We start from the raw sequence: 23,974 nt of genomic DNA on the forward strand, positions 1-23,974 counted from the left end.
AGCTTCAGCCCGCGCAGAGGTGCAGGGTGACGGGCGCGCCCCATGGCCCGCCCGTCACCGTCATGGATGGTGGGGTTCCGCCGAGCATGGTGAGCGTGAAGGTCTTGGGCTGCGGCGGTCCCTCGGCCGTGCAGCTCGCGGCGGTCTGGTAGCCAGTCGGGGTCGGCGAGACCGAGCCGAACTGGCAGCCCACCTCCCCGGCGGTCGAAACCTTGTCGGTCTCGAACACCCAGGCGCCCTTGGCGCAGAGCTCGGCGGTGGCGGCCCAGCGGCCGATATAGGACGCCGGGGGTGGTAGGGGCTTGGGCGGCGCGGGCGGCGGCCCGCCGATGGGCGGCGGCGGCGGCGGCCCCTCGGCCTTGCGCTGGCAGGCGGCGAGCGACAGCACCGAAAGGACGGCGATCAGGGCGGGTTTCATGGCGGCTCCTGTGACCTTTGGGCAAACGGGTCCAAGGAATGGCCGTTCCCCGGCGTTCGCGGCTTTGCCTTGCCGCCCCCTTCGGCTACACCCCGCCCCGTTCCTCTTAAACCCTCCGACCGGGAGTTTCCCCGCCATGTCGCTTGAATCCGCCGCGCTGTCCCGCGTTAAGCCCTCCGCCACCCTGGCGGCGGACGCGAAAGCCCGCGAACTCAAAGCCCAGGGCCGGAATGTGATTTCCCTGGCCGCGGGCGAGCCCGACTTCGATACGCCCGACAACATCAAGGAAGCCGCGATCAAGGCGATCCGCGACGGCAAGACCAAGTACACCAATGTCGACGGCATTATTGAGCTGAAGGAAGCCATCGTCGCCAAGTTCCAGCGCGAGAACGGCCTGACCTACAAGACCTCCCAGGTGAACGTTTCGCCGGGCGGCAAGCCGGTGATCTGGAACGCCATGATCTCGACCCTGAACCCCGGGGACGAGGTGATCATCCCCACGCCCTACTGGGTGAGCTACTGGGATATCGTCCTGCTGGCCGGTGGCGAGCCCAAGGCTGTGCCGACCACGGCCGACAAGGGCTTCAAGCTGCAGCCCGCCGACCTGGAAGCCGCCATCACGCCGCGCACCAAGTGGGTGTTCCTGAACTCGCCGTCCAACCCGTCGGGCGCGGCCTATACCAAGGCCGAGCTGCGGGCGATCGCCGACGTCCTGCTGCGCCACCCGCACGTCTGGATCCTCACCGACGACATGTACGAGCACCTGGTGTTCGGCGACTTCCAGTTCTGGACCATCGCCCAGGTGGAGCCGGCGCTCTACGACCGCACCCTGACCATGAACGGGGTCTCCAAGGCCTACGCCATGACCGGCTGGCGGATCGGCTACGCCGCCGGCCCCGAAGCCCTGATCAAGTCCATGGCCAAGGTCATGAGCCAGACGACGTCGAACCCCTCCTCCATCTCGCAATGGGCGGCGGTCGAGGCGCTGAACGGTCCGCAGGACTTCATCAAGCCCAACGCCAAGCTGTTCGAACAACGCCGCGACCTGGTGGTCTCCATGCTGAACCAGGCCACCGGCCTGCTCTGCCCCACCCCGGAGGGCGCCTTCTACGTCTATCCGTCGGTGGAGAAGCTGATCGGCAAGACCGCGGCGAGCGGCAAGGTGATCAGCAGCGACGGTGACTTCGCCGTGGAACTGCTGGAGCAGGAGGGCGTCTCGGTGGTGTTTGGCGCGGCCTTCGGCCTCTCGCCCTTCTTCCGCATCAGCTACGCCACCAGCAACGACGTGCTGGAAGACGCCTGCGGGCGCATCCAACGCTTCTGCGCCTCGCTGAAATAGATCGGCAGACCTCCCTCCCCGAGGTGGGGAGGGAGGCGCGCCTCAGTGCTTCTCGCGCCAGGCGGCCTTGGCGGCGTCCTTGGTCATGTTGAGCTGGACCTTGTCGTCGGCGATCTGCTCGACCCAGGTGAGCGGTATCAGGTGGTGCTTGAGGCCCGAGCCGAGGTCCATCTTGGACAGCTCGATATCCGTTCCCAGCACGTGATCGACCTTGCCGACGTGGCCGCCGTCGGAGCCGACGACTTCCATGTGTTCGCGAATGTCTGACGTCTGGATCATGTTCGTCTCCTCGTGGATGGTGTGAGGGTCAAACACCCGAGGCCACGGCCAAGTTTCTCCGGCTGTCCAAAGTTTCATGTCCGGGAAGGTGCGCGCGGACGCGAGGAAAGCTAGGCTGGCCCCATGATCAAACTCGCCGCCGCCCTCTCCGCCCTGCTCCTGCTGGGCGCCGCCGGAACCGCCCAGGCGGCCATCGACGCCAGGCTGGCGCCCGACAGCGTGACCCTCACCGACAATGGCCGAACGGTGCTGGTCTACCGGACCCGCACCAGCGACCCCGCCGAGCCCGGCCGCCTGAACTACGTCCATCCGCTCTATGCCCCGGACGGTACGGTGCTCACCGAGGACCGCCCTGCAGACCACCCAGCGAATCGCGGCCTGTTCTGGAGCTGGCACCAGGTGCGGATCGGCGAAGAGGTGGTGGCCGACGGCTGGTTCATGAAGGGCCTGACCTTCTTCGTGCGCGGCACGAAGTTCCAGGGCCAGCCGGACGGGTCAGGCGTGCTGACCCTCGACGTCGACTGGATCGTCAATTCGAAGCCCGAGCTGATCTATGTGGCCCGCGAGGTGACCAAGGTCACGATCCGTCCGGCTGCGACCACCGGCCAGCGGATCGAGTTCGACACCACCATCACCGCCCGCGTGCCGGGCCTCTCGCTGGGCGGCAGCGACGACGCCAAGGGCTATGGCGGCTTTTCCATGCGCCTTGTCCAGCCCGACCGCCTGAGCTTCGCCTCGCGCGGCGAGGCCGTAACGCCGGCCGTCGAGGCCGTGGCCGCCGGCCCGGCGATGGGCTTTGCCTGGCCTGTCGCCAACGCCTATCCGGCCTGGGCCGTCGGTCTGGCCTGCAAGGCCCAGGGTCAGCCGATCACACGCTGGATCCTGCGCCGCGAGCTCTCCATGCAGAACTGCGTCTTCCCGGGCCGCGCGCCCTACGCCATCCCCATCGAGCGGCCTCTGCACCTGGAATCTACGGTGGTCATCCAGCCCCGGGAGTCGGCGGCGCGATGAACGACATCGTCAACTTCAACAAGGCCAAGAAGGCCCGCGTCAAGCAGGACGCCAAGTCCCAGGCCGCCACCAACCGCGCCAAGTTCGGGCGCACCAAGGGCGAGAAGGCGGTGGAGAAGGCCGAGGCGGCGAAGGTCGTGAGGCTGTTGGATGGGGCGAAGCGCGAGGTGTAGCGCGGCCTCCCCCTTCTGCCCTTGATCGTCATGGCCGGGCTTGTCCCGGCCACCCATGATCTCCGTGGACCAGCAAGTATCTTCGGCAGTCGCCGCGCGACCTGCGGCGAGTCGGAGATCATGGGTCCCCGGGACAAGCCCGGGGATGACGACGGTTCGGTTAGGCCGCGGCCATCTGCGGCGCGAAGGCGCGCAGGATCTGGCGGTAGGTGTCGGGCGGGCTGATCCCCAGGCGCTGGCGGGCGCTCTCCAACGGCTCGGCGAACAGCCGCTCATAGTCCTCGCCCGGCAGCCAGGCGGCGCGGCGGCCGGCCAGGTAGGCGCGCCACACGGCGGCGAAGAACGGCAGGTCCGGGCGGGTCTTCTTGCCCGACCGCGCCACATGGAGGGCGATGAAGGCCAGGCCCAGGCTGCCGGTCTGGGCGTAGGAGAAGGCCACCACGCACCCCTCCCCCAGCCCGTCGGTCCCGTAGCCAGTCAGCACATGCCAGACGTCATGGGTGTCACGGTTGCGGCGGCCGTACCAGGCGTGGGGATGCTTGTACTGCGGCTGGCCCAAGGCGGCGCGCTCGCTGGCGTCGGCCAGACCCGCGGCGGAGATGTTGTTGCGGGTGATGAAGTCGCGATAGGCCGCGCCCACCGTGCCGGGTGCGAAGCCCCGCAGCCAGGCGTCGTCGCCGAACCGCTCGCACAGTTCCACGCGCTCATAGGCCATGCGCCCGCCCTGGGGCGTGGTCAGCAGGCGGGCATAGCCAGGCGGCGGCTTGCCCGAGCCCAGGGCGCGGGTGATCTCGAACACATGCTTGGTGTCGCCGGTTTCGCGCAGGCGCTTCAGCGCCGCCATCGCCTCGCCAAGTCCGCGCTTGGGCTCTTCCATGGCCTTCATCCCTGTCTTTCGAAAAGGATGCGCCAGCCCCTCAGCTACGGCAAGAGCTGGGTTAGGCGGCGATGGCCAGCTGGTCGGGGCTCCAGTCGCGGGCCTCTTGCGGGATGGCGATGTAGCGGGTCGCGGACGTGATGTTCAGACGCTTGCGGGCGGACTCGAGCGGCTCGTTGAGCAGGCGCTCATAGTCCTCGCCCAGCAGGAAGGCGGCGGCCTTGCCGCGCTTGTAACCCTGCCAGATCGCCTTGGCGTAGGGCTGACCGGCGCCACGGGTGCGGACGGCCGCACCCAGCCCGATGAGCGCCCAGCCGAGGCCGCCGGTCTGAGCGAAGGAGAAGGCCACCAGGCATGCCTCGCCCAGGCCGTCGCGGTGATAGCCCGAAAGGATATGCCAGATATCGTGCACGTCGCGGGTGCGGCGACCCATCCAGGCATAGGGGTGCTGCAGGTCGACGCCGCCCTTGTCGCCCTCGCGGCTGATCTCGGCCAGGCCCTCGGCCGACAGCTGCTCGGAGCGGATGAAGTCGCGATAGGCGGCGCCGACAGTGCCCGGCGCGAAGGCGTCCAGCCAGGCGTCGTCCATCAGCTTGTCGGCCAGTTCCGGCCGCTCATAGGCGATGCGCCCGCCCTGCGGCGTGGTCAGCAGCTTCAGATAACAGTCCCGGGTCGACGTGCCGTTCAGGGCCCGCATGATCTCGAACACCTGGTCGGTGGCCTCCTTGTCGTTCAGCAGGCGCCCCAGCGCCTTGAACGCCGCGCGCCATTGCAGGGCGGGCTTGGGCATCGGCTGGGTGGAGTAACGCACATCGACAACGGCGGTGGTCATGGGAGGGACCTTTCGAACCATGTTCGGATTAAAGATGACGCTGGCGTCATTTTTTGGCAAGCCCTCTTTTTTCGACGGCGTGCACCAGGCCAAAGACTGTTGCATCGTCGACGTTCGGCCTGAGACTAAGGGTGCAAATGCCCAGATTGCGTAAACGCTCGATCCTGCTCGCCGGCCACGCCACATCCATGGCGCTGGAACCCGAGTTCTGGGCGGTTCTGGAGGAGATGGCCCAGCAGCAGGCGCTGAGCCTGGCCGGGCTGATCGCCCGCCTCGACGAGACCCGCGGCGAACGGCCGCTGGCCTCGGCCTGCCGCGTGGCGGCGCTGACCTTCGCGCGTAGCTAGAACCACAACTGTCATCCCGGAAAGCGCGTCAGCGCTTGTCCGGGCCCCATATGCGCGGGGCGTGCAGGGCGGATCGGTGTCTCTGGGTCCCGGTCTTCGCTGCGCGAAACCGGGATGACAGCAGAGGCTATTTCGGCATCGGGATCGGCGCGTTGGGGAGCTTTGGCCCCTCCGGCATTGGCGGCGCCTTGGGCATGGTCAGGTGGATGTCGACGTCCTTGGTGAGCGACGGCGCGGCTTGGCGACCTGCGTACACAAAGTACGCGATCACGGCGACGGCCACGATCAGCCCCCCTACAAGGAAAGCCAGCCATGGACCGCTGCCGTTTGAGCCTTGGGCCACGTCAGCCGGCCGGCTTGGGAGCCGAGATGTCAGGCGCCTTGATGTTGACGTCCAGGCTCTTGGACTGGCCGAAGCCGCCGCCCGAATACATGATGAAGGCGATCACCGCGACGACGACCAGCAGGCCTCCGACGATGAAGGCCAGGACAGGGGTCGCACCATTTCCAGAGTTCTCAGCCATTTCAGCCTCCCAGTTTCAAAGTCGGGAAGACAACGAACCCAGCTCGGCGCGGTTCCCTGGCGCGAGATCGCCATCCCTCGCCCCTTAAGTCGGCCGCCCGATGTGCTACATATGTTCCAATGTCGTCCTATGACTCGTTTGAAGACTTCCCCGCCCCCGCTCCGCGGATCAGCGATCTCGCGCGTGTGCATGGCCCCGACTATCTGGCGGGGCTGAACACCGAGCAGCGAGCCGCTGTCGAGGCCACCGAGGGCCCGGTCCTGGTGCTGGCCGGCGCGGGCACCGGCAAGACCCGGGTGCTGACCACGCGGCTGGCCCACATCCTGGCCACCGGCCGGGCCAAACCGTGGGAACTGCTGGTGGTGACCTTCACCAACAAGGCGGCGCGGGAGATGCGCGAGCGGATCACCGCCATCATCGGGCCTCAGGCCGAGGGCCTGCGCTGGCTGGGCACCTTCCACTCCGTGGCCGCCCAGGTGCTGCGCCGCCACGCCGAGCTGGTGGGGCTGAAGTCCAACTTCACCATTCTCGACACCGACGACCAGGAACGCCTGATCAAGCAGGTGCTGGAGGTGGAGAACGTCGACGCCAAGCGCTGGACGCCCAAGACCCTGGCCGGGCTGATCGACCACTGGAAGAACCGCGGCTGGACGCCGGACCGCCTGCCCGCCAACGAGGGCCGCGAGTTCGCCGCCGGCAAGGGCCAGGCCCTGTACCGCCTCTACCAGGAGCGTCTGCGGGTGCTGAACGCCTGCGACTTCGGCGACCTGCTTCTGCACAACCTGACCATCTTCATGAGCCAACCTGAGGTGCTGGCCGAGTTCCACCGCCGGTTCCGCTACATCCTGGTGGACGAGTACCAGGACACCAACGTCGCCCAGTACCTGTGGCTGCGCCTGCTGGGCCAGGCCAGCCAGAATGTCTGCTGCGTCGGCGACGACGACCAGTCGATCTATGGCTGGCGCGGCGCCGAGGTGGACAACATCCTGCGCTTCGAGCGCGATTTCCCGGGCGCCACCGTGGTGCGGCTGGAGCGCAACTACCGCTCCACCAGCCATATCCTGGCCGCCGCCTCGGGCCTGATCAGCGCCAACAAGGGCCGGCTGGGCAAGACCCTGTGGACCGAGCAGAACGGCGGCGAGAAGGTCATCGTGCGGGGGGTCTGGGACGGCGAGGCCGAGAGCCGGCTGATCGCCGACGAGATCGAGCGCGCCAAGAAGGGCTCCACGGATAAGGACCCGCGCAAGTACCGCGACATGGCCATCCTGGTGCGGGCCTCCTTCCAGATGCGCGCCTTCGAGGAGCGGTTCGTCCTGCTCTCCATCCCCTACACGGTGGTGGGCGGGCCGCGCTTCTTCGAGCGCGCCGAGATCCGCGACGCCCATGCCTATCTGCGGCTGATCCAGTCGCCGGACGACGACCTGGCCTTCGAGCGTATCGTCAACACCCCCAAGCGCGGGATCGGCGACACCACGGTCCAGAAGCTGTTGCAGATCGCCCGGCTGAGCGGCGTGCCGGTGATGACGGCGGCCCGCGAGGTGGTGCTGACCGATGAACTGGCGGCGCGCACGCGCACGGCGCTCGCCAACTTCATCCGCGACCTCGACCGTTGGCGCGGCCAGGCCGAGACTCTGCACCACGCCCGGCTGACCGAGCAGGTGCTGGAGGAGAGCGGCTATACCGATGCGCTCCGCCTGGACAAGACGCCGACGGCTCAGACCCGGCTGGAGAACCTGAAGGAGCTCGTCCAGTCGATGGGCAATTTCGACACCCTCCAGGCCTATCTGGAGCACGTCTCCCTGGTGATGGACATGGATCGCGGGCCCCAGGCCGACGCCGTGCAGATCATGACCCTGCACGCCGCCAAGGGCCTGGAGTTCCCCCTGGTCTTCCTGCCGGGCTGGGAGGAAGGCGTCTTCCCGTCCCAGCGCAGCATGGACGAGAGCGGCGAGAAGGGCCTCGAGGAGGAACGCCGCCTGGGCTACGTCGGCATCACCCGGGCCCGGGAAGAGGCGCGCATCTCCTTCGTCGCCAACCGCATGGTCTATGGCCGCTGGACAAGTCAGCTCCCCAGCCGCTTCGTCGACGAACTGCCCCTGGCCAATGTCGAGGCCTCGTCGGAGACCGGCTACTACGGCGGCGGCCCCGGCATGCAACAGCAGCACGGCAGCAGCTGGGACGCCACGCCCGCCTTCGGCTCCGGCTACGACTCCCCCGGCTGGCAGCGCGCCCAGGCTCGCGGCTATCAGGGCAGCCATCCGGGCCGGCAGCAGGTCATCCAGGGCGAGGGCCGGCTGGTGGCCGAAAGCTCGGCGGCCAGCGACTTCAAGCGCGGCGACCGCGTCTTCCACCAGAAGTTCGGCTACGGCCAGGTGAAGGGCGTCGACGGCAACAAGCTCACCGTCGCCTTCGAAAAGGCCGGCGACAAGAAGGTGATCGACAGCTTCGTGGAGAAGGGGTGAGACCTGAGACTCGTCATCCTCGGGCTTGTCCCGAGGATCCATGATCTCCGAGATTCCGAAGAGGGCGCGGACGTCGCCGCCGAGTTCCCACTGCGCCGCGGTGTTTATGGATCCTCGGGACAAGCCCGAGCAACTGTGTTGGGTCTGGTCAAGCGTTCTGTGGATTTTGGAAGGGCCTTTGATGCTTTAGGGCGGCGTTGAGGGCGACGAGGAGCTTTCTGGCGATGGCGACGATGGCGAGCTTGGGGGCCTTTCCAGCAGCCTTCATGGCCTCGAAGATGTCCTTCCAGGGCCCGCGTCTGATGGCGGCCAAGGCGGCCATGTAGAGGGCGTCCCTGACGCGCTTTCGACCACCCTGGACATGCCGGCGTCCCCGCATCAGGCCGGAGTCGCGGGCGATGGGCGCTAGGCCCGCCAGGGCCGCGATGGCCCGGCGGTCGACCTGGCCCAGTTCCGGCAGGCAGCTCAGCAGCACCGAGCATGCGACCGGGCCGATGCCGGGGGCCGAGCGCAGGATGGCCTGCTGGCGGTCCAGGTCCGGGCTGGAGGCGATCAGGGCCTGCATGCGCTTGTCGAGCTGGGCGATCTGGTCGTCCAGCACCGACAGGACAGCCCCGATGCTGTCGATCAGGTCTGGATCTGGCCGGCCCTTCAGCCGGATGCGCTCGGCCTTGCGCATCTCCACCAGCTGGTCGCGGCGGGCGGTGAGGCCCTGCAGGGCCAGGCGGGCGGGATCGGCTGACGGGGTAGGGACCAGCGGCAAGGTCGCGCCGTAGAGCGCCAGCATCCGGGCGTCCACGGCGTCGGTCTTGGCCAGCAGGCCCATGGAGCGGGCGAAGTCCCGAGCCCGCCCAGGGTTGGCGCGATGGAAGCTCACCCCTGCGGTCTCCAGGGCGCGAAGCAGGGCCTGGTCCCAGGGGGCGGTGGCCTCCAGCACCACGAAGGCTTCCAGCGTGAGGGCCCAGTCGACCAGCCGGGCGATGCCAGCCGGGTCGTTGGAGAAATCCCGCACCCGGCCGGCCGGGTGCGCATAGGCGTCCAGACGCTTGCCGGAGACGTCGATCCCCAGCGTCGTTTGAGGTAAGGTCATGGTCCCATCCTTGTCCTACGGGACGGCGCTCCAACGCCTCCCAGGCAACTGTTCGGGGTGGTTGACGAAAGGCGGGCGGCGCACCCTGCTCGGGCACGGTCTCCAAGACCAAGGATGACAACGGTGCGCCGTCCGCCGATCAGCCTAACAGCGTCAGGCCATCAACAGACAAGGATGACGGTCTGCAGGTGGATAGGGCCCGACCCGTTTCCTGCTCCGTCTAAGCCGGAACAGCCTCTGCCACAGCCACCTGCTGCACCACCGTCGGCGTGAGGGTCGAGATCTTCGGCGCGTCCCCACCGTCCTTGAAGGCCACGTGGATGTGGCTCTTGCCCAGGTCCTTGCCGAGGAATTCCAGGCCCGTCGGGATGATGCGGGCGTAGCGCTCCAGGTCCTTCAGTTCGATGACGATGGTCTGGCCGAACTTGGTGTCGGTCAGCTTGATCACCGGCGGCATCACCTCCAGGCCCAGGAACGACGAGAAGCCGTTGGTGGTGAGGATGCCCAGCTGGCGCCACTTGCCGTCCTGCGGCTGGACGCCGTTCCAGTTGAGGCCCAGCGACGTCGAGGCGATGTGGTCCACCTCGATGTCGGTGATGCCGATCAGGTTGGCGGTGTCCCACTGCTGAAAGAACCAGGTGTCGACGCTGCCGGCCGAGCAGAATTCCTCGCTGACGATCGCCGGCCAATTGGCGCGGATCGCCTTGGCCTTGGCGTGGAACATCTGGAAGTAGCCGTTGGGCTCCAGGTTCACCTTGTCGAACTGGCCCTCCACCGGGGCGCTGTCGCGACGCGCGGTGAAATAGAGGCAGCCCGGGTTCCAGGAGTGGCCGAACACCACGTCGCGCAGCTGGTCGTTCACCGCGATGTCGGCGTCGGTGAAGACGATCCAGTCGGGCTCCTTGATCACCGCCAGGCCGTCATTGAGCATGCGGCCCTTGTTGAAGGCGTGGTCGTCGTCGAAGCAGCGGTCGGAGATCACCACCGTCGCGCCGTACTCGGCGGCCACTTCCTGGGTGCGCAGGTCGGTGGAGGTGGTGACCACGATCACCTCGTCGAACTGGTCGATGTTGCGCGGCAGGGTCTGGGCCAGCATGTCGCCGTAGCCCACCGAGACCAGGACGCAGGAGAGCTTCTTGGGCTTGGTGGAGTTGTGGCCGATGCCGACCCGGCGGCCGGCGCCGTCATTGCCGACATAGTTGTCGCGGCTCTCGACCTCGCGCTTCTGCTTGTGCAGCTCGCGGTCGAAGATCTCGTAGTTGTGCTTCTTGATCGCCGGGCTGCCCAGCTTGCGCAGGATGTCGCGGTGCTGCGGGCTGATGATGTCGCGTTCGAGGATGTCCAACTGGGACGGACCGGGCTGGGCGAGCGCGCAGTAGTTGCAAAGCTCGATCTGGTCTCCGAAGTCACCCGGCTGGCGCTGCCACCAGCCGTGCTCGACGGGCCAGGCATGCTTGCCATTGAAATACAGCCGGTCGATCGCGCCGGCGACCTCGCAGAAATAGGCGCCCTTGTCGTTGATGGTCGCCGACCAGAGCTTCTGCACCCAGCAGTTGTCGCGGTTCTCTTCCCACTGCAGTTCGGAGATGCCGGTCGCCGCGATGTAGTCGGCCCGGGTGATCAGCAGCGCCTGGTGCTGGCCGGCGGACTCGTGAGTGTTGGTGTTGAAGTGGCTGTAGACCGACATGATGGTCTCGTAGTTGCGGTAGAAGCCCGCGCCGAGACTCGTCCACAGGCCACGGCCGTTCGATCGGTCGAACAGGCGCTCATTGGCGAAATTGTTGAAGTCCTTGATCGGGAACTTGCCGTTGTTGGTGTTGTCCCCGCCCCACAGCTCGGCGAAGCGCAGCGAAATCTGTTCGAAATTGGCATGCAGGGTCGGCTCGCCGGCGATGATGCCGATCAGCTTGTTGGGGGCGTTCCAGCCCTCCATGCTTTTCACGGCCCGCTCGAAGGTCTCCAGCTCCATGTCGGCCCGCTGGGTCTGGTGCGGGATCAGCCGGGTGCAGTTTGAGCACTTCAGGTGGCACTTGGTGCTGATGTCGATCTGGACGATGTCCATGTCGGCGGGCGATCGCATGGTGTGTTCTCCAGGGTCGCTCTTCACCAGGGCAGGGGCGACGACGAGACGGAATCCTCAACCTGAGGAGGCCGATCAACGCTCTTTGACTCTCCTTTGAGTCGCCGGGAAAGCTAAACTCTTTGCCGGCTCGTGCGGCAAAGAGTTGCACGCTCCCGCGGCCTTGCGGAGCGGGGTCTTCCCAAGCAAGGTGAACACCAATCACTCAGACGCTCGGGAGGGCGCCATGCCTCAGATCATCGCCAACGGCATACCTCTCGAATACGCGATCTATGGACGGGAGAGCGGCGAGCCGATCCTGCTGATCATGGGCTTCGGGGCGCAGATGACCCGCTGGTCGCCGCAGTTCATCCGCGAGCTCACGGAGCGAAACTACCGCGTCATCGTCCACGACAACCGCGACGTCGGCCTGTCCCACCGCCTGGAGGCGCACGGCGAGCCGGACATGACCGCCGTCTACACCGCCCTGATGAGCGGCCAGACGCCGGACGTGCCCTATCTGCTGAACGACATGGCCGCCGACAGCGCCGGCTTGCTTGAGGCCCTGGGGATCGAGAAGGCCCACATCGTGGGCGCTTCGATGGGCGGCATGATCGCCCAGATGGTGGCGGCCAATCACCGCGAGAAGGTGCTGTCCCTGACCTCGATCATGTCCACCACCGGCAATCCCGCCCTGCCCCCGGCCAATCCCGAGGCCATGGCCGCGCTGACCAAGCCGGCGGTCGACCCGGCCGAAAACCTGGACAAGCACATCTGGAGCGGGCTGGAGAGCCAGAAGGTGACCGGCAGCCCGGCCTATCCGACCCCCGACGAGATCCTGATCGAGCGCATCAAGCAGGACGCCAAGCGCGCCTATTATCCGGTGGGCCGCGCCCGTCAGATGGCCGCCATCGTCGCCAGCGGCGACCGCCGCGAGGCCCTGGCCACCATCGTCGCACCCACCGTGGTGATCCACGGCGAGGCCGATCCGCTGGTCCCGGTCGAAGGGGGCCGCGACACCGCCGCCGTCATCCCTGATGCGGAGCTGCACACCATCCCCGGCATGGGTCATGATCTGCCCCAACAGCTGATCCCGCGCATCGCCGACCTGATCGAACGCGCCACGGCGCGGGCGCGTGAAGGGGTCTAGGCGGCCTTAGAGCATGTCAGGCGCAAGTGGGAACCGGTTCGCCGCCCGGACATGCTCTAACTTCAAGGAGATAGACCCTCTTTGTCCGGTCAGGTTGATTCAACCTGACCCGGAAAGGGTCTAGGCTTGGCGGCCGGCAGGCGGTCCAGCAGAGCGAAGGCCGGCCAGAACAGCACCAGCAGGGCCAGGGCCACCGCGTTGGCGGCATAGACCACGAACATCGGCGCCCAGTGATCGAAGAACGGGTCTCGAGTTTCGGCCTCGAGAGCTTCAAGGGTCATGGTGGTCTCCATCAGCGGACCCCGCGACGGCGCGCAGGTCCACATCCGTCCGGCGCAAGAGGGGGGCCAGTTCGCGCGTCCCTTCGTTCCCTGAGGGGAGAAACTTCGCCGACGCGACATATCCAGTCGGGCGAGTTGGAGCCCATGACCTGAAAAGCCGTCGGCTTTGACGCGCCGAATTGGGACAGGCGCCACGTGAGCTGAACCAGATGCCCATTCGCGCGCTATAGTCGGCAGCGAGGGAGTCGAGAGATGCGCGATCTGCGGCAAGCCTTTTACGGAATGGCCATCGCCACCGTGGCGGGCCTGATCCTTGGCGGCGCTTCGAAACCCAACATCCGCGAGATGACCGATCTCGATGGCCCACAGCTGCTGTCGGGCAAGTCCGGGGAGCGGCTCGGCCCCGGCTTCCGGCAGACGGCCAGCTGGACCAGCTATGACGGCCAGGTCCCCGACTATGTGATCGGCACCGACTGGACCCAGCCCGCCCCCGTGGAGATGGCCCAGGCCGAGCCTGAACCCGCGCCCGCCCGCCCAGTCCACGAGGACGCACCCGTTCGCTGGACCCCGGCGAAATACGAGTCCGAACCCGCCCCGCCGCCCTCCTATCCCTCCATGGGCGGCGACATCCTGGCGGGCCTAGAGACCGCTCACGCGCCGCCCGCGCCGCAAGAGTCGCCGGACGAAGCCGCGCCGCCGCCCGCCTAAGCCCCCTCGCCTTTCCGCCCGTCCGCCTCTAGACGGATGCGCATGACGACAGACGCCGTTCAGATCATCGCCCGTGGCCCCCGCGCCGTGGCCGAAGCCGCCGCCGAGGCCATCGACGCCGATCCCATGCTGGAGGGGGTCACCTACTCCATCCTGGAGGAGGACGAGGACCGTGACGTCTGGCGCATCGACGCCTTCCCCACCACTGAGGATGAGAGCCGCGACTTCGCCTCAGCGCTCGCCGCATACCCTGCGCTGAAGGTGCTGGTGGAGAAGCTGGCCGACGCCGACTGGCTGGCCATGGCGCTGTCGGGCCTGCCGCCGGTGCGGGCCGGGCGCTTCTTCGTCTATGGCGCCCACGACAAGGGCCGCGCCCCGGTCAACGCCGTGAACCTGCGCATCGAGGCGGGCGCCGCCTTTGGCACCGGCCACCATGGCACCACCGTCGGCTGTTTGCAGGCCTACCACGACCTGCTGAAGGCCCACCGCTACGAGCGCGTGCTGGACGTCGGCGCCGGCACCGGGGTCCTGGCCATCGCCGCGGCCCGCACCGGCACGCCCATCGCCGTCGGCACCGACATCGACGCGCCCTCGGTCCGCATCGCGGCTGAGAACGCGGTGCTCAACAAGGCCAAGGTGCGCTTCCTGCATGCCTCGGGCCTGGGCCACGCCTCAGTGCGGGAGAAGGCGCCCTACGACCTGGTGTTCGCCAACATCCTGGCCCCGCCGCTCGTGGCCCTGTCCCACGACATCAAGCTGGCCCTGAAGCCGGGCGGCATCGCCATCCTATCGGGCCTGCTACGCACCCAGGAGCGCAGGGTCCTGGCCGCCTACCGCTCCAAGGGCTTCACCCTGGTCCGCCGCATCCACCGCGACGCCTGGGCGACCCTGGTGATCAAGCGAAACTAGGAACTGCCTGGGGCGACCGGCGTTCTCGCCTCGACGGTGGTCTTCACCGCCGATTTTGAGGACGCACCCATGAGCAATCCCAACGACCCCTATGTCGAACGCACCGTCGTCGAGCAGCCGGCCACGGTCCGCACGGAATACAGCGCCGCTCCGGCCGCCAGTGGCTCCAGTAACGCAGGCTGGTGGATCGCCGCCCTGGTGGCCGTTGTCGCCATCGTCGGCCTGGTCTTCCTGTTCAACAACAACAACACCAGCCAGACCGACCTGCAGGCCGCCACCGACGCCGGCCGCAGCCAGGCGATGATGGAGACCGCCGCCAGCCAGGCGCAAACCGCGGCTCAGGCCGCCAGCGAAGCCTCGGCCAACGCCGCCTCCAGCATGGCCGGCGCCACCCAGGCCGCCGCCGATAGCGCCCGTAACGCCGCCGACCGCTCGGCCCAGGCCAGCCGCGACGCCGCCGCCAGCGCGGCGGACGCCGCCCAGGACGCCACCGACGCCCCGCCCCAACAGTAAGAAACCAGAAACGTCATCCCGGGGCTTGTCCTGGGGACCCATGATCTCCGTATTTCCATAGCTCGCGCGGCGCCCGCCCCGCCTTGTGGCTGAACCTCGGAGATCATGGGTGGCCGGGACAAGCCCGGCCATGACGATCTAGGCTATGGGCGTGACCTTGCCGTCCAGGCCCATCAGGCCCAGCTCGACGGCCATGTGCGCGTGCTTTTCGACCACCGCCGCGCGCAGCAGGTGGAGTTGGGCGACGTGGCTCTTCAGCTCCGTTTCGGGATCTTTCACGGCCGCCTCACCGAGCAAGAGCTTGTAGGCGCCGCAATCGCGGTGATCGACCACGATCACCCGGTGGACGTCGTGAAGCTTCACCGCCAGGTCCAGGTGGGTGAAAAAGACATCGCGCCAGGCAGGATAGGTCGTGTTCACCGCCCCCAGGGAGGCGCCGGCCAGGACCACGTGGTCGTAGTTCTCCGTCAGGCCCCGCCCGTCCATATAGGACTCGACATCGTTCATCAGGCGATAGTCCATGCACGACAGCAGCAAGGCCTCGGCGTGCCCCGCCGCCCGCGCCATGCCGGGCCGCGCCAGCAGCGACAACCCTGCGCCCAGGGCTACAGCCCCAGTCATCGCCTCGCGCCGCGACAGCGCGGGCCAGGATCCCATCGAACAGCAGGTCATCGGCGTCTCCCCCGGGGCGTGCGACTCTATCGCCGCCACTAAGGTAGAGCTTCACCCCACGATGGGCCTCGCGTCCAGTCGCGCGCGCCAGTGGCGGTCGCGTTCCTTAAGCCAAGTGTCCTTGCCGATCGGGCCGAGGTCCTCCGCCAGGGTCTCCACCACCACATAGGTGAAGGCCTCCGCACCATGCGCGGTCCAGGCCGCCTGCATCGCCTTGTTGCGGTGCGAGCCCATGCGCAGGCCAAACATGGCTGAGTTGGCCGCCCCGTCCAGGTTGCGGCTCATGCCAATCCAGATTTCCCCGGTCGGCTCGCAGCGCAGGCTGAAGATCCCCATCGGGACCTTCCGCTCCTTGTAGGCCTGGGCGATGTCGCGGCGGCGTTGCTTGTCCACGGTCTGGTCCTCGACTGGAGGCGAGCCTTGTAGCGCGTCGTCCCGCCTCCGTCAATTATACCCGGATGTTATTCGTCATTCGCCGCACGCCACTCGTCGGCCAGCAGGGCGTAGACATAGCTGTCGCGCCAGCCGTCGTGGGCCTTGGTGTTCTTCAGCAGGTGGCCTTCGCGGCGCATCCCCACCTTCTCCATGATCCCGTAGGAGCCGTGGTTGCGGGCGTCGCAGGTGGCCCAGATGCGGTGATGGCCCAAATCCGTGAACGCGATCCGGGCCAGGGCGCGGGCCGCTTCGGTCCCATAGCCCTGCCCCCAGGCCCCGCGGCTGTAGCAGTAGCCGAAGGCGCTGTTGTCGGTGTTGGCGTCGTGCAGGGAGATGACGCCGATCATCTCGCCGGTGGCCTTGACCTCGACGGCCAGGCTCAGCTCCTCGCGCGGCCAGGTCTTCTGCCGGTCCAGATTGCGGTCCAGCACCTCACGCGTCACCTCCGGGGTGTTGGGGCCCCAGGTCATGTAACGGACGACCTCAGGGTCGATGGCATAGGCGTGGATGGCGTCGAAATCGTTCTCGCGAAAATCGCGCAGCAATAGTCGCTCGGTCTCGAGAGGAAGCCAGGGTGGGGTGGTGGTCATAGGAAACACTCCGATTTCAAAAGCATCGGACGGGTCCCGGTCTATCCAGACCCCGGCCGATATTGGCGGGGTCTGGTTCGAAGTCGCACTAGCTCAAGGCATGCGCGTTCGAACGACCCGGATGGGACCGTTGGAATTGCTGCAACCGAGAGCGTGGGCGCGAACCATGGGTGATTTCTAGCCGAGCTTCGCGCCAATCTGCAAGCCTCAGCCCTTTGCGAGGCCGCTCCGAACGGCTTACATGCCACCCATGCGCCAGACCTTCGAAGAAACCACCGACCGCTCCTTCGGCCCCCGCCACGTCCCTCTGATCCGCAAGGCCATGGCCGCCCAGGGCCTGGACGGCTTCCTCGTGCCGCACGAGGACGAGCACCAGAACGAGTATCTGCCCGAGGCCAACGACCGGCTGGCCTGGGCCACTGGCTTCACCGGCTCAGCGGGCGCGGCGGTGATCCTCAAGGACCGCGCCGCGGTCTTCGTGGATGGCCGCTACACCCTGCAGGTCCGCGACCAGGTGGACGAGGCCACCTTCGAAATCCGCGACCTGGTGGAGGGCGGCGTCCCGGCCTACCTCGAGACCGCCACGGCTCGCGGCCAGGTCGTCGGCTATGACCCGCGCCTGCACAGCCCCGACGCGCTTGACCGTCTGCAGGCCGCCGCCGCCCGGGCCGGCGCGCAGCTCAAGCCCGTCGCCGCAAATCCGCTGGACCAGGCCTGGGGCGCCGAGCGTCCCGCCCAGCCCACCGCCCCGGTGGTCGCCCAGCCGCTGGAGCATTCGGGCGAAGACTCCGCCGACAAGCGCGCCCGCATCGGTCGGGCCCTGGCCGCCCGGGGCGCCGACGCCACGGTGCTGACCTCGCCCTCCTCCATCGCCTGGCTGTTCAATGTGCGCGGCGGCGACGTCATCCGCTCCCCCCTGCCGCTGTCCCAGGCGATCCTCCATAAGGACGGCACGGCGCGCCTGTTCCTCGACCCGGCGAAGGTCACCGAGGCCCTGCCCGCCTGGCTCGGCAACCAGGTCGCCCTGGAGACCCCCGACGACCTGCCCGCCGCCCTGGCCGACCTGAAGGGCAAGCGGGTCCTGGTGGACCCTGGCCTGTCCTCGGCCTGGTACTTCGAGGCGCTGGCCCAGGCCGGCGCAGAGGTGGTGCGCGGCGAGGACCCCTGCGCCCTACCCCGCGCCGCCAAGAACAGCGTCGAGATCGCCGGGACCACCGAGGCCCACGCCCGGGACGGCGTGGCGCTCGCCCGCTTCCTCCACTGGCTGGCCACCGAGGCCCAGACCAGCCTGCCCGACGAGGTGGAGGTGGTCACCAAGCTGGAGGGCTTCCGCGAACAGTCCGGCGCCATGAAGGACCTCTCCTTCGACACCATCGCCGGCGCAGCCTCCAACGGCGCCATCGTTCACTACCACCCCACCTTCCGGCAGAACAAAAAGACGGTCTCGGGCTCGCTGCTGCTGGTGGATTCCGGCGCCCAGTACCTGGACGGCACCACCGACGTCACCCGTACCGTCGCCATCGGCGAGCCGAGCGCCGAGATGCGCGAGCGCTTCACCCTGGTGCTCAAGGGCCACCTGGCCCTGGCCGCCGTCCGCTTCCCGGCCGGCACCACCGGCTCGGCCCTCGACGTCCTGGCCCGCGCCCCGCTGTGGGCACGGGGCCTCGACTTCGACCACGGCACCGGCCACGGGGTCGGCTCCTATCTCGGCGTCCATGAGGGCCCACAACGGATTTCTAAACTGCCCAACTTCGTGGCCCTGCAGCCCGGCATGATCCTTTCGAACGAGCCCGGCTACTACAAGGAAGGCGCCTACGGCATCCGAATCGAGAACCTGCAGTATGTCGCCGAGGCCGCCCCCATCCCCGGCGGCGAGCGCCCGATGCTGGGCTTTACCACCCTGACCCTGGCCCCTATCGACCGCCGCCTGATCGAGGTGTCGCTGCTGACCCCCGACGAGCGCGCCCAGATGGACGCCTACCATGCCCGCGTCCTGGCCGTGGTCGGCCCCCGCGTCCCCGCCGAGGTCCGCGCCTGGATGGAAGAGGCCTGCGCGCCGCTCTAGGTCTTCCGCATCCAGAAGGACGCGCCGTAGAGATCGAGCCGGTCCAAGGGCCCCTTCTGCAGCAGTCCCTTGGCGTGGGCCGACAGCTCGGGGTCCTGGCCGACAAACCAGGCGGGGAACAGCACCTCGAAACGGTCGCCGCCGAACAGCAGGGCCGTGGCCAGCAGGTACTGCTCGTTCCACATCCGGAACACGTGGCCGCTGATGTAGTCGTCGGGCAGGTAGATATCGTGGATGTGGAGGATCACGCCGGGCTTCAGGCGTGGCAGGATCTCCAGGAAGAACACCGTCACGTCCGAGTTCTGGAAGGCCCGGTGCGAGGAATCCAGGAACAGGATGTCGCCCGCCTCCAGGGTCTGGAAGATCTTCAGGTCACAGGCTTCCAGCGGCCGGCGGATCACCTCGTCGCACAGCTTGTCGACGCTGTTGCGCGGCTCCGGATCGATGGACATCAGCGTGGTGGCCAGCCCGTAGGTCTGCACGGCGCGCCGGGCGAACTTGGTGGACATGCCCGAGCCGATCTCGATGAACCGCTTCGGCGCGTGGGCGCGCAGCATCCCGGTCAGCACCATGCCGTCCAGCGCCGGATACCAGCTGTTGAGCCAGAACGGCGTCGAGGCTTCGTAGCTCCCGCCCATGGGCACCTCGGCGAAATCCCGCTGAATCTCGCCAAGCCCGTTGAGGAAGGCCGCGTAACGCGTCCGCCCCTGGCCGATCAGCTCGGTAAGCTCCGGGTGCGAGGGCCGCCCCGCGCCGTACCGGATCGAAGCGTTGTAGGGGTAGTCCACCACCGTGACCTTGCGGCTGGCGCGATCGTCCGACAGCGTCAGGTTGGTCAGGGGCGGCAGGGGCGTCGCGGCCGGATCGCGCCCCACCAGCGCCAGCGCTCGAACCAGGGCCGCTTGCGCCTGCTCCGTCTGACCGGCGTCCCGCAACACCACGGCAAGGTCCCACCAGGGAAACTGGATCTCGGGCGCCAGCTCGGTGGCGGCGCGAAGGTGGGTGATGGCCGCGTCGCTCTCCCCCATCTTGTGCAGCGTCACCCCCAGCAGCCGCAGGGCGGTGAGGTTCTCAGGCTCCTTGGCCAGCACCCTCTGGAAGATCAGTTCAGCGAGGTTGAGCATGTGGGCGCGCAGGCGCGTCTGGCCGGTCGTCAGCAGCTCATCGATGGATGCGCCCTCGGACATCAGCCCGCCACCAGGGCCAGCCACTCGTCCTCGGTGATGACCTCGATGCCGAGGTCGGTGGCGGTCTTCAGCTTGGAGCCCGCGCCGGGGCCCGCGACCACCAGGTCGGTCTTCTTGGAGACCGAGCCTGAGACCTTGGCGCCTAGCCCCTCGGCCTGGGCCTTGGCCTCGTCGCGGGTCATCTTCTCCAGCGCGCCGGTGAAGACGATGGTCTTGCCGGCCACGGCGGTGTCGGTCTTGGGTCGGGCGACGGCCTGCACCTCGCGCAGTTCGGCCGCTAGGTTCGTCACCATGTCGCGGTTGTGCGGTTCGCCGAAGAACTCGGCGATCATCCGCGCGGCCACCACCCCGACGGCGTCCACGGTCGCCAGTTCCAGGAAGTCGTCACCAGGGCCCTGGCCGGCGGCCTTCGTCACCGCGGCCTCGAAGGTCGCCCAGTCGCCGAACAGGTCGACGAGCGCCTGCCGCGCCCGGCTGTTGATCTTCGGGATCGAAAGCCGCAGCCGCTCGTCCATCGAGGCCTGGGCCGGGACCAGCACGTCCGGCTTGGTCCGCGCCCAGGCGATGATCGCCTCCAGGGCCGTGGGGCCGATGCCGTCCAGGGTGGAGAGCGCCAGATAGTCCGCACCCGGCCGCTGCTGCGCCGCCGCCTGTCCGGCCTTGATGAAGGTCTCGACGGTCTCGTAGTGCCGCGCCAGGGCCAGGGAGGTGGTCTCGCCGATGTGCCGGATACCCAGGCCGAAGATGAAGCGGTCCAGCGGGATCTTCCGCCGCTCATCGATCCCAGCCACCAGGTTGGTGATGCTGGTCTCGCCATAGCCGTCGCTGCCGCGCAGTTCGGTCAGGCGGTCCTCGTCGCGGGCCAGGCGGAAGATGTCGGCCGGCTCGCGCATCCAGCCGCGCTCATAGAAGGCGGTGAGCTGCTTCTCCCCCAGGCCCTCGATGTCGAAGGCGCGGCGGCCGACGAAGTGGCGCAGGTGCTCGATCCGCTGGAACGGACAGGCGAACTCCCCGGTGCAGCGCCGCACCACGGTCTCGGCCCCGGACGCGGTGGTTTCCCGCGCCAGAGGCGTGTGCAGCGGGCAAGGGCAGTGGGTCGGGTATTCGAAGGGCACGGCGTCGGCCGGCCGTTCGGCCAGCACCACCTCCACCACCTGCGGGATCACGTCTCCGGCGCGCTGGATGACGACGGTGTCGCCGACCCGCAGGTCCTTGCGGGCGATCTCGTCGGCATTGTGCAGGGTGGCGTTGACCACCACCACGCCGCCCACCGTCACCGGGCGCAGGCGCGCGACCGGTGTCACCGCCCCTGTGCGCCCGACCTGCAGGTCGATGGCTTCCAGCACGGTCCGCGCCCGCTCGGCCGGGAACTTACGCGCGATGGCCCAGCGCGGCGTCCGGGTCACGAAGCCCAGCCGCGACTGCCAGTCCAGGCGGTCGGCCTTGTAGACCACGCCATCGATGTCGAAGGCGAGCTTGGGGCGGGCAGCCTCCATTTCGCGGTAGGCGGCCAGCAGCCCCTGCGGCCCCACCACCCGCTGCGACTGCGGCGTGGTCTGGAAACCCCAGGCCTTCAGCTTAGCGAGCGCCTCCCACTGGGTCTGGGCGAAGGGTTCGCTCAACAGGCCCCAGGCATAGGCGAAGAACCGCAGCGGCCGCGTCGCGGTGATCTTGGGATCGATCTGGCGGAGCGAGCCCGCTGCGGCGTTGCGCGGGTTGGCATAGGTTTTCTGACCCGCGGCCTCGGCGTTGGCGTTCAGCGCGGCGAAGCCGTCATGGCCCAGATAGACTTCGCCCCGCACCTCGATGACATCGGGCCAGCCCGAGCCTTTCAGTCGGTGGGGAATGTCGGCGACGGTCTTGAGGTTCTGGGAGACGTCCTCCCCTACCCGCCCGTCGCCTCGTGTCGCGCCCTGGACGAGGGCGCCCTTCTCGTAACGCAGGGAGGCTGACAGGCCGTCGATCTTGGGCTCGGCGGTATAGGCGATGGGCTCTGCGTCGGCCCGCAGAAACCGCCGCACCCGGGCGTCGAACTCCACGGCCTCCTCGTCGGAGAAGGCGTTGTCGAGGCTGAGCATCGGCACCCCGTGCTCCACCGGCGAGAACTGTTCGGCCCGCGCGGCCCCCACCCGCTGGGAGGGCGAGTTCTCACGGACCAGCTCCGGGAACCGCGCCTCGATCTCCAGGTTGCGCCGCTTCAGCGTATCGTAGTCGGCGTCCGAAATCGTCGGCGCGTCCTGCTGGTGATAGGCGAGGTCATGGGCGGTCAGCGCGTCGGCGAGCCGGGTCAACTCCCCGACGGCCTCGGATTCATCAAGGTCTGCGACCGGTTTCGCGCGCTCAGGCATGCATCAGCGCCCGGGCGGCGGCGCGGGCGGCGTCGGTGATGTGGGCGCCGGCCAGCATGCGGGCGATCTCTTCTTCACGATCGGCGGGCGACAGGGTCTCCACGGCGGTGCGCAGGCGTTCCCCGTCCCCGGCCTTGGCGATCCGCCAGTGGGCGTCGGCGCGGGCGGCGACCTGGGGAGAGTGGGTCACCACCAGCACCTGGGCGTCGGCGGCCAGGCGGCGCAGGCGCAGGCCCACGGCGTCGGCCACGGCGCCGCCCACCCCCTGGTCCACCTCGTCGAAGATCATCAGCGGCTGCACGCCCTCGGCGCGGCCGGCCAGGGCGGCCTTCAGCGCCAGGGCGAAGCGCGCAAGCTCCCCGCCCGAGGCGATGGCCCCCAGGTCGCCGAACGGCGCGCCGGGGTTGGTGGCGATCTCGAAGGCGACGCGATCGGTCCCCGTGGGGCCGGCGCGATCCTCCGCCAGGGTCTCGACGGCGACCCGGAAGCGGGCCTTGTCCAGTTTCAGCGGCGGCAGTTCGGCCATCACCGCGGCGGCCAGGCGGTCGCCGGCGGCGCGGCGGGACGCCGACAGCTTCTCGGCGTCGGCCATATAGGCGGCGCGGGCCTGGGCGACGGCGGCGTCGGCGGCCTTCAGGTCGTCCTCGCTGGACTCCATGGCCCGCAGGCGCTCGGCGAAGCGCACCCGCAAGGTCGGCAGGTCCTCGACCGCGACCTGCAGCTTGCGCGCCATGCCGCGCAGTTCGAAAAGCCGCTCCTCGGCCTTCTCCAGACGGTCAGGGCGGAAGTCGAAGGCCTCGGCGGCGGCGTCCACGGCGGCCTCGGCCTCCTGGGCCTCGCCGAACACCCGGTCGATGGCGACGCTGGCGGCGGTCAGCCGGCTGACGGCGGGACCGTCCTCGGCGGCGCCGGCCTGTAAGGCGCGGGCGCGGGCGTGTTCGACCGCACGCACCGCCGCGGCCAGCTTGGCGCTCAGCCCGTCGAAGGCGCCGCGCGCGTCATTGATGTCGGTGATGGCCTTTTCGGCCGCGCCCAGGATGGCGCGCTCCTCGGCCAGCGCCGTTTCCTCCCCCGCCTGGGGGGCGAGGCGATCCAACTCTGAAAGCCGCAGGGTCAATTCCTCGGCGTCGGCGGCGGCGCGATCCACGGCCTCGCGCAGGGCGTCGGCCCTGGCGCGGGTCTCCCGCCAGGCGGTCCAGCGGTCACCCACGGCCTTGGCCAAGGGGCGCAGCGAGCCATAGGCGTCCAGCAGCGGCCGGTGGGTGCGCGCGTCCAGCAGGCCGACGGTCTCGTGCTGGCCGTGCACCTCCAGCAGATGCTGGCCCAGTTCCTTCAGGACGCCGACACTGGTGGCCTGGTCGTTGACGAAGGCGCGGCTGCGGCCGTCGACGGAGAGCATGCGGCGCAGGACAAGGTCCTCGTCGCGGGCATAGGCAAGGCCCTTCTCCTCCAGCACCTCCCACACAGGATGGTCCAACGGCGGGGCGAAGACGGCCGAGGCCATGGCCTGGCTTGCGCCCTGGCGCACCAGCCCGGCATCCGCCCGCGCGCCGGTAGCCAGGCCCAGGGCGTCGAGGATGATCGACTTGCCTGCGCCCGTCTCACCCGTAAGCGCCGTCAGGCCCGGGCCGATGGACAGGTCCAGGGCCTCGATGAGCACGACGTCGCGGATCCAAAGCCCGATCAACATGGCCGGCAAGATCGC

General features: G+C 68.5%; 25 protein-coding genes. 10 read left to right on the forward strand and 15 right to left on the reverse strand.

Going from position 1 to position 23,974, the window contains the following annotated elements; translation table 11 throughout:
- Positions 1-4: 4 nt before the first annotated feature.
- Positions 5-418 (reverse strand): hypothetical protein, encoded by a 414-nt coding sequence (locus JKL49_RS13965; protein ID WP_215341230.1) that lies wholly within the window; start codon positions 416-418, stop codon positions 5-7.
- A gap of 136 nt (positions 419-554) precedes the next feature.
- On the opposite strand from JKL49_RS13965, the gene JKL49_RS13970 reads away from it, so the two are divergent.
- The gene (locus tag JKL49_RS13970; protein WP_215341231.1) at positions 555-1,757 is read left to right on the forward strand and encodes a pyridoxal phosphate-dependent aminotransferase; all 1,203 of its coding nucleotides are present in this window, start codon (positions 555-557) and stop codon (positions 1,755-1,757) included.
- A gap of 42 nt (positions 1,758-1,799) precedes the next feature.
- Here JKL49_RS13970 and JKL49_RS13975 read toward each other — a convergent pair whose 3' ends face one another.
- On the reverse strand, positions 1,800-2,036 hold the full coding sequence (locus JKL49_RS13975) for a DUF2171 domain-containing protein (RefSeq protein WP_215341232.1): 237 nt from the start codon (positions 2,034-2,036) through the stop codon (positions 1,800-1,802).
- A gap of 123 nt (positions 2,037-2,159) precedes the next feature.
- On the opposite strand from JKL49_RS13975, the gene JKL49_RS13980 reads away from it, so the two are divergent.
- Together JKL49_RS13980 and JKL49_RS13985 are read left to right on the forward strand one after the other, a co-directional pair.
- On the forward strand, positions 2,160-3,047 hold the full coding sequence (locus JKL49_RS13980) for a DUF6807 family protein (RefSeq protein ID WP_215341233.1): 888 nt from the start codon (positions 2,160-2,162) through the stop codon (positions 3,045-3,047).
- Positions 3,044-3,220 carry a DUF4169 family protein gene (locus JKL49_RS13985; protein WP_215341234.1) on the forward strand — a complete coding sequence of 59 codons (177 nt, stop codon included), beginning with the start codon at positions 3,044-3,046 and terminating at the stop codon, positions 3,218-3,220. The genes JKL49_RS13980 and JKL49_RS13985 overlap by 4 nt, the downstream gene beginning before the upstream one ends.
- Before the next feature lie 160 nt (positions 3,221-3,380).
- Here the strand turns inward: JKL49_RS13985 and JKL49_RS13990 are convergent, their stop codons facing one another.
- Positions 3,381-4,097, reverse strand: a complete 717-nt coding sequence (locus JKL49_RS13990; protein ID WP_249778084.1) for a Coq4 family protein — start codon at positions 4,095-4,097, stop codon at positions 3,381-3,383.
- 61 nt (positions 4,098-4,158) lie between these two features.
- Positions 4,159-4,929, reverse strand: coding sequence for a Coq4 family protein (locus JKL49_RS13995; protein ID WP_215341235.1), 771 nt, complete (start codon positions 4,927-4,929; stop codon positions 4,159-4,161).
- Between the two features lie 137 nt (positions 4,930-5,066).
- Here JKL49_RS13995 and JKL49_RS14000 point away from each other — a divergent pair, with 137 nt between their 5' ends.
- A complete protein-coding gene (locus JKL49_RS14000; protein WP_215341236.1) occupies positions 5,067-5,276 on the forward strand; it encodes a ribbon-helix-helix domain-containing protein in 210 nt (69 codons plus the stop codon).
- A 127-nt stretch (positions 5,277-5,403) separates the two neighbouring features.
- On the opposite strand, the gene JKL49_RS14005 is transcribed toward JKL49_RS14000, so the two are convergent.
- Together JKL49_RS14005 and JKL49_RS14010 are read right to left on the reverse strand one after the other, a co-directional pair.
- The gene (locus JKL49_RS14005) at positions 5,404-5,559 is read right to left on the reverse strand and encodes a hypothetical protein (protein WP_249778085.1); all 156 of its coding nucleotides are present in this window, start codon (positions 5,557-5,559) and stop codon (positions 5,404-5,406) included.
- A 61-nt stretch (positions 5,560-5,620) separates the two neighbouring features.
- Positions 5,621-5,800, reverse strand: a complete 180-nt coding sequence (locus tag JKL49_RS14010) for a hypothetical protein (protein WP_215341238.1) — start codon at positions 5,798-5,800, stop codon at positions 5,621-5,623.
- A 119-nt stretch (positions 5,801-5,919) separates the two neighbouring features.
- Between JKL49_RS14010 and JKL49_RS14015 the strand changes: the two genes are divergently transcribed.
- A complete protein-coding gene (locus JKL49_RS14015) occupies positions 5,920-8,262 on the forward strand; it encodes a DUF3553 domain-containing protein (RefSeq protein ID WP_215341239.1) in 2,343 nt (780 codons plus the stop codon).
- A gap of 148 nt (positions 8,263-8,410) precedes the next feature.
- Here the strand turns inward: JKL49_RS14015 and JKL49_RS14020 are convergent, their stop codons facing one another.
- Both JKL49_RS14020 and JKL49_RS14025 read right to left on the reverse strand, forming a co-directional pair.
- The gene (locus tag JKL49_RS14020) at positions 8,411-9,352 is read right to left on the reverse strand and encodes an IS110 family RNA-guided transposase (RefSeq protein ID WP_215338017.1); all 942 of its coding nucleotides are present in this window, start codon (positions 9,350-9,352) and stop codon (positions 8,411-8,413) included.
- 220 nt (positions 9,353-9,572) lie between these two features.
- Positions 9,573-11,432, reverse strand: coding sequence for a glycosyltransferase family protein (locus tag JKL49_RS14025; protein WP_215341240.1), 1,860 nt, complete (start codon positions 11,430-11,432; stop codon positions 9,573-9,575).
- 226 nt (positions 11,433-11,658) lie between these two features.
- On the opposite strand from JKL49_RS14025, the gene JKL49_RS14030 reads away from it, so the two are divergent.
- On the forward strand, positions 11,659-12,561 hold the full coding sequence (locus tag JKL49_RS14030; RefSeq protein WP_215341241.1) for an alpha/beta fold hydrolase: 903 nt from the start codon (positions 11,659-11,661) through the stop codon (positions 12,559-12,561).
- A gap of 89 nt (positions 12,562-12,650) precedes the next feature.
- Here the strand turns inward: JKL49_RS14030 and JKL49_RS14035 are convergent, their stop codons facing one another.
- The gene (locus JKL49_RS14035) at positions 12,651-12,842 is read right to left on the reverse strand and encodes a hypothetical protein (protein ID WP_215341242.1); all 192 of its coding nucleotides are present in this window, start codon (positions 12,840-12,842) and stop codon (positions 12,651-12,653) included.
- A gap of 252 nt (positions 12,843-13,094) precedes the next feature.
- On the opposite strand from JKL49_RS14035, the gene JKL49_RS14040 reads away from it, so the two are divergent.
- The 3 genes from JKL49_RS14040 (at position 13,095) to JKL49_RS14050 (ending at position 14,972) form a co-directional block, all read left to right on the forward strand.
- The gene (locus JKL49_RS14040) at positions 13,095-13,550 is read left to right on the forward strand and encodes a hypothetical protein (RefSeq protein ID WP_215341243.1); all 456 of its coding nucleotides are present in this window, start codon (positions 13,095-13,097) and stop codon (positions 13,548-13,550) included.
- 42 nt (positions 13,551-13,592) lie between these two features.
- Entirely contained in the window at positions 13,593-14,459 is an 867-nt protein-coding gene (locus tag JKL49_RS14045; RefSeq protein ID WP_215341244.1) for a 50S ribosomal protein L11 methyltransferase, read from the forward strand.
- 69 nt (positions 14,460-14,528) lie between these two features.
- Positions 14,529-14,972: a hypothetical protein gene (locus JKL49_RS14050; RefSeq protein ID WP_215341245.1), complete on the forward strand. Its 444-nt coding sequence runs from the start codon at positions 14,529-14,531 to the stop codon at positions 14,970-14,972.
- Positions 14,973-15,110: 138 nt separating this feature from the next.
- Here JKL49_RS14050 and JKL49_RS14055 read toward each other — a convergent pair whose 3' ends face one another.
- From JKL49_RS14055 to JKL49_RS14065, 3 genes are all read right to left on the reverse strand, one after another.
- On the reverse strand, positions 15,111-15,593 hold the full coding sequence (locus tag JKL49_RS14055) for a carbonic anhydrase (RefSeq protein WP_249778086.1): 483 nt from the start codon (positions 15,591-15,593) through the stop codon (positions 15,111-15,113).
- 102 nt (positions 15,594-15,695) lie between these two features.
- Positions 15,696-16,037, reverse strand: a complete 342-nt coding sequence (locus JKL49_RS14060) for a GIY-YIG nuclease family protein (protein ID WP_215341247.1) — start codon at positions 16,035-16,037, stop codon at positions 15,696-15,698.
- 68 nt (positions 16,038-16,105) lie between these two features.
- On the reverse strand, positions 16,106-16,669 hold the full coding sequence (locus JKL49_RS14065; protein ID WP_215341248.1) for a GNAT family N-acetyltransferase: 564 nt from the start codon (positions 16,667-16,669) through the stop codon (positions 16,106-16,108).
- Positions 16,670-16,919: 250 nt separating this feature from the next.
- Here JKL49_RS14065 and JKL49_RS14070 point away from each other — a divergent pair, with 250 nt between their 5' ends.
- Positions 16,920-18,734, forward strand: coding sequence for an aminopeptidase P family protein (locus tag JKL49_RS14070; protein ID WP_215341249.1), 1,815 nt, complete (start codon positions 16,920-16,922; stop codon positions 18,732-18,734).
- Here the strand turns inward: JKL49_RS14070 and JKL49_RS14075 are convergent.
- From JKL49_RS14075 to recN, 3 genes are read right to left on the reverse strand one after another with little or no spacing between them, the layout of a single operon-like run.
- Complete coding sequence (locus JKL49_RS14075; protein WP_215341250.1) at positions 18,731-19,921, reverse strand: class I SAM-dependent methyltransferase; 1,191 nt, start codon at positions 19,919-19,921, stop codon at positions 18,731-18,733. The genes JKL49_RS14070 and JKL49_RS14075 overlap by 4 nt on opposite strands.
- A complete protein-coding gene (gene ligA / locus JKL49_RS14080) occupies positions 19,921-22,269 on the reverse strand; it encodes an NAD-dependent DNA ligase LigA (protein ID WP_215341251.1) in 2,349 nt (782 codons plus the stop codon). Before ligA ends, JKL49_RS14075 begins: the two co-directional genes overlap by 1 nt.
- Complete coding sequence (gene recN, locus JKL49_RS14085; protein ID WP_215341252.1) at positions 22,262-23,959, reverse strand: DNA repair protein RecN; 1,698 nt, start codon at positions 23,957-23,959, stop codon at positions 22,262-22,264. The genes ligA and recN overlap by 8 nt, the downstream gene beginning before the upstream one ends.
- Positions 23,960-23,974: the final 15 nt, after the last annotated feature.

Source organism: Phenylobacterium glaciei (genome assembly GCF_016772415.1).
GTDB classification, from domain to species: domain Bacteria; phylum Pseudomonadota; class Alphaproteobacteria; order Caulobacterales; family Caulobacteraceae; genus Phenylobacterium; species Phenylobacterium glaciei.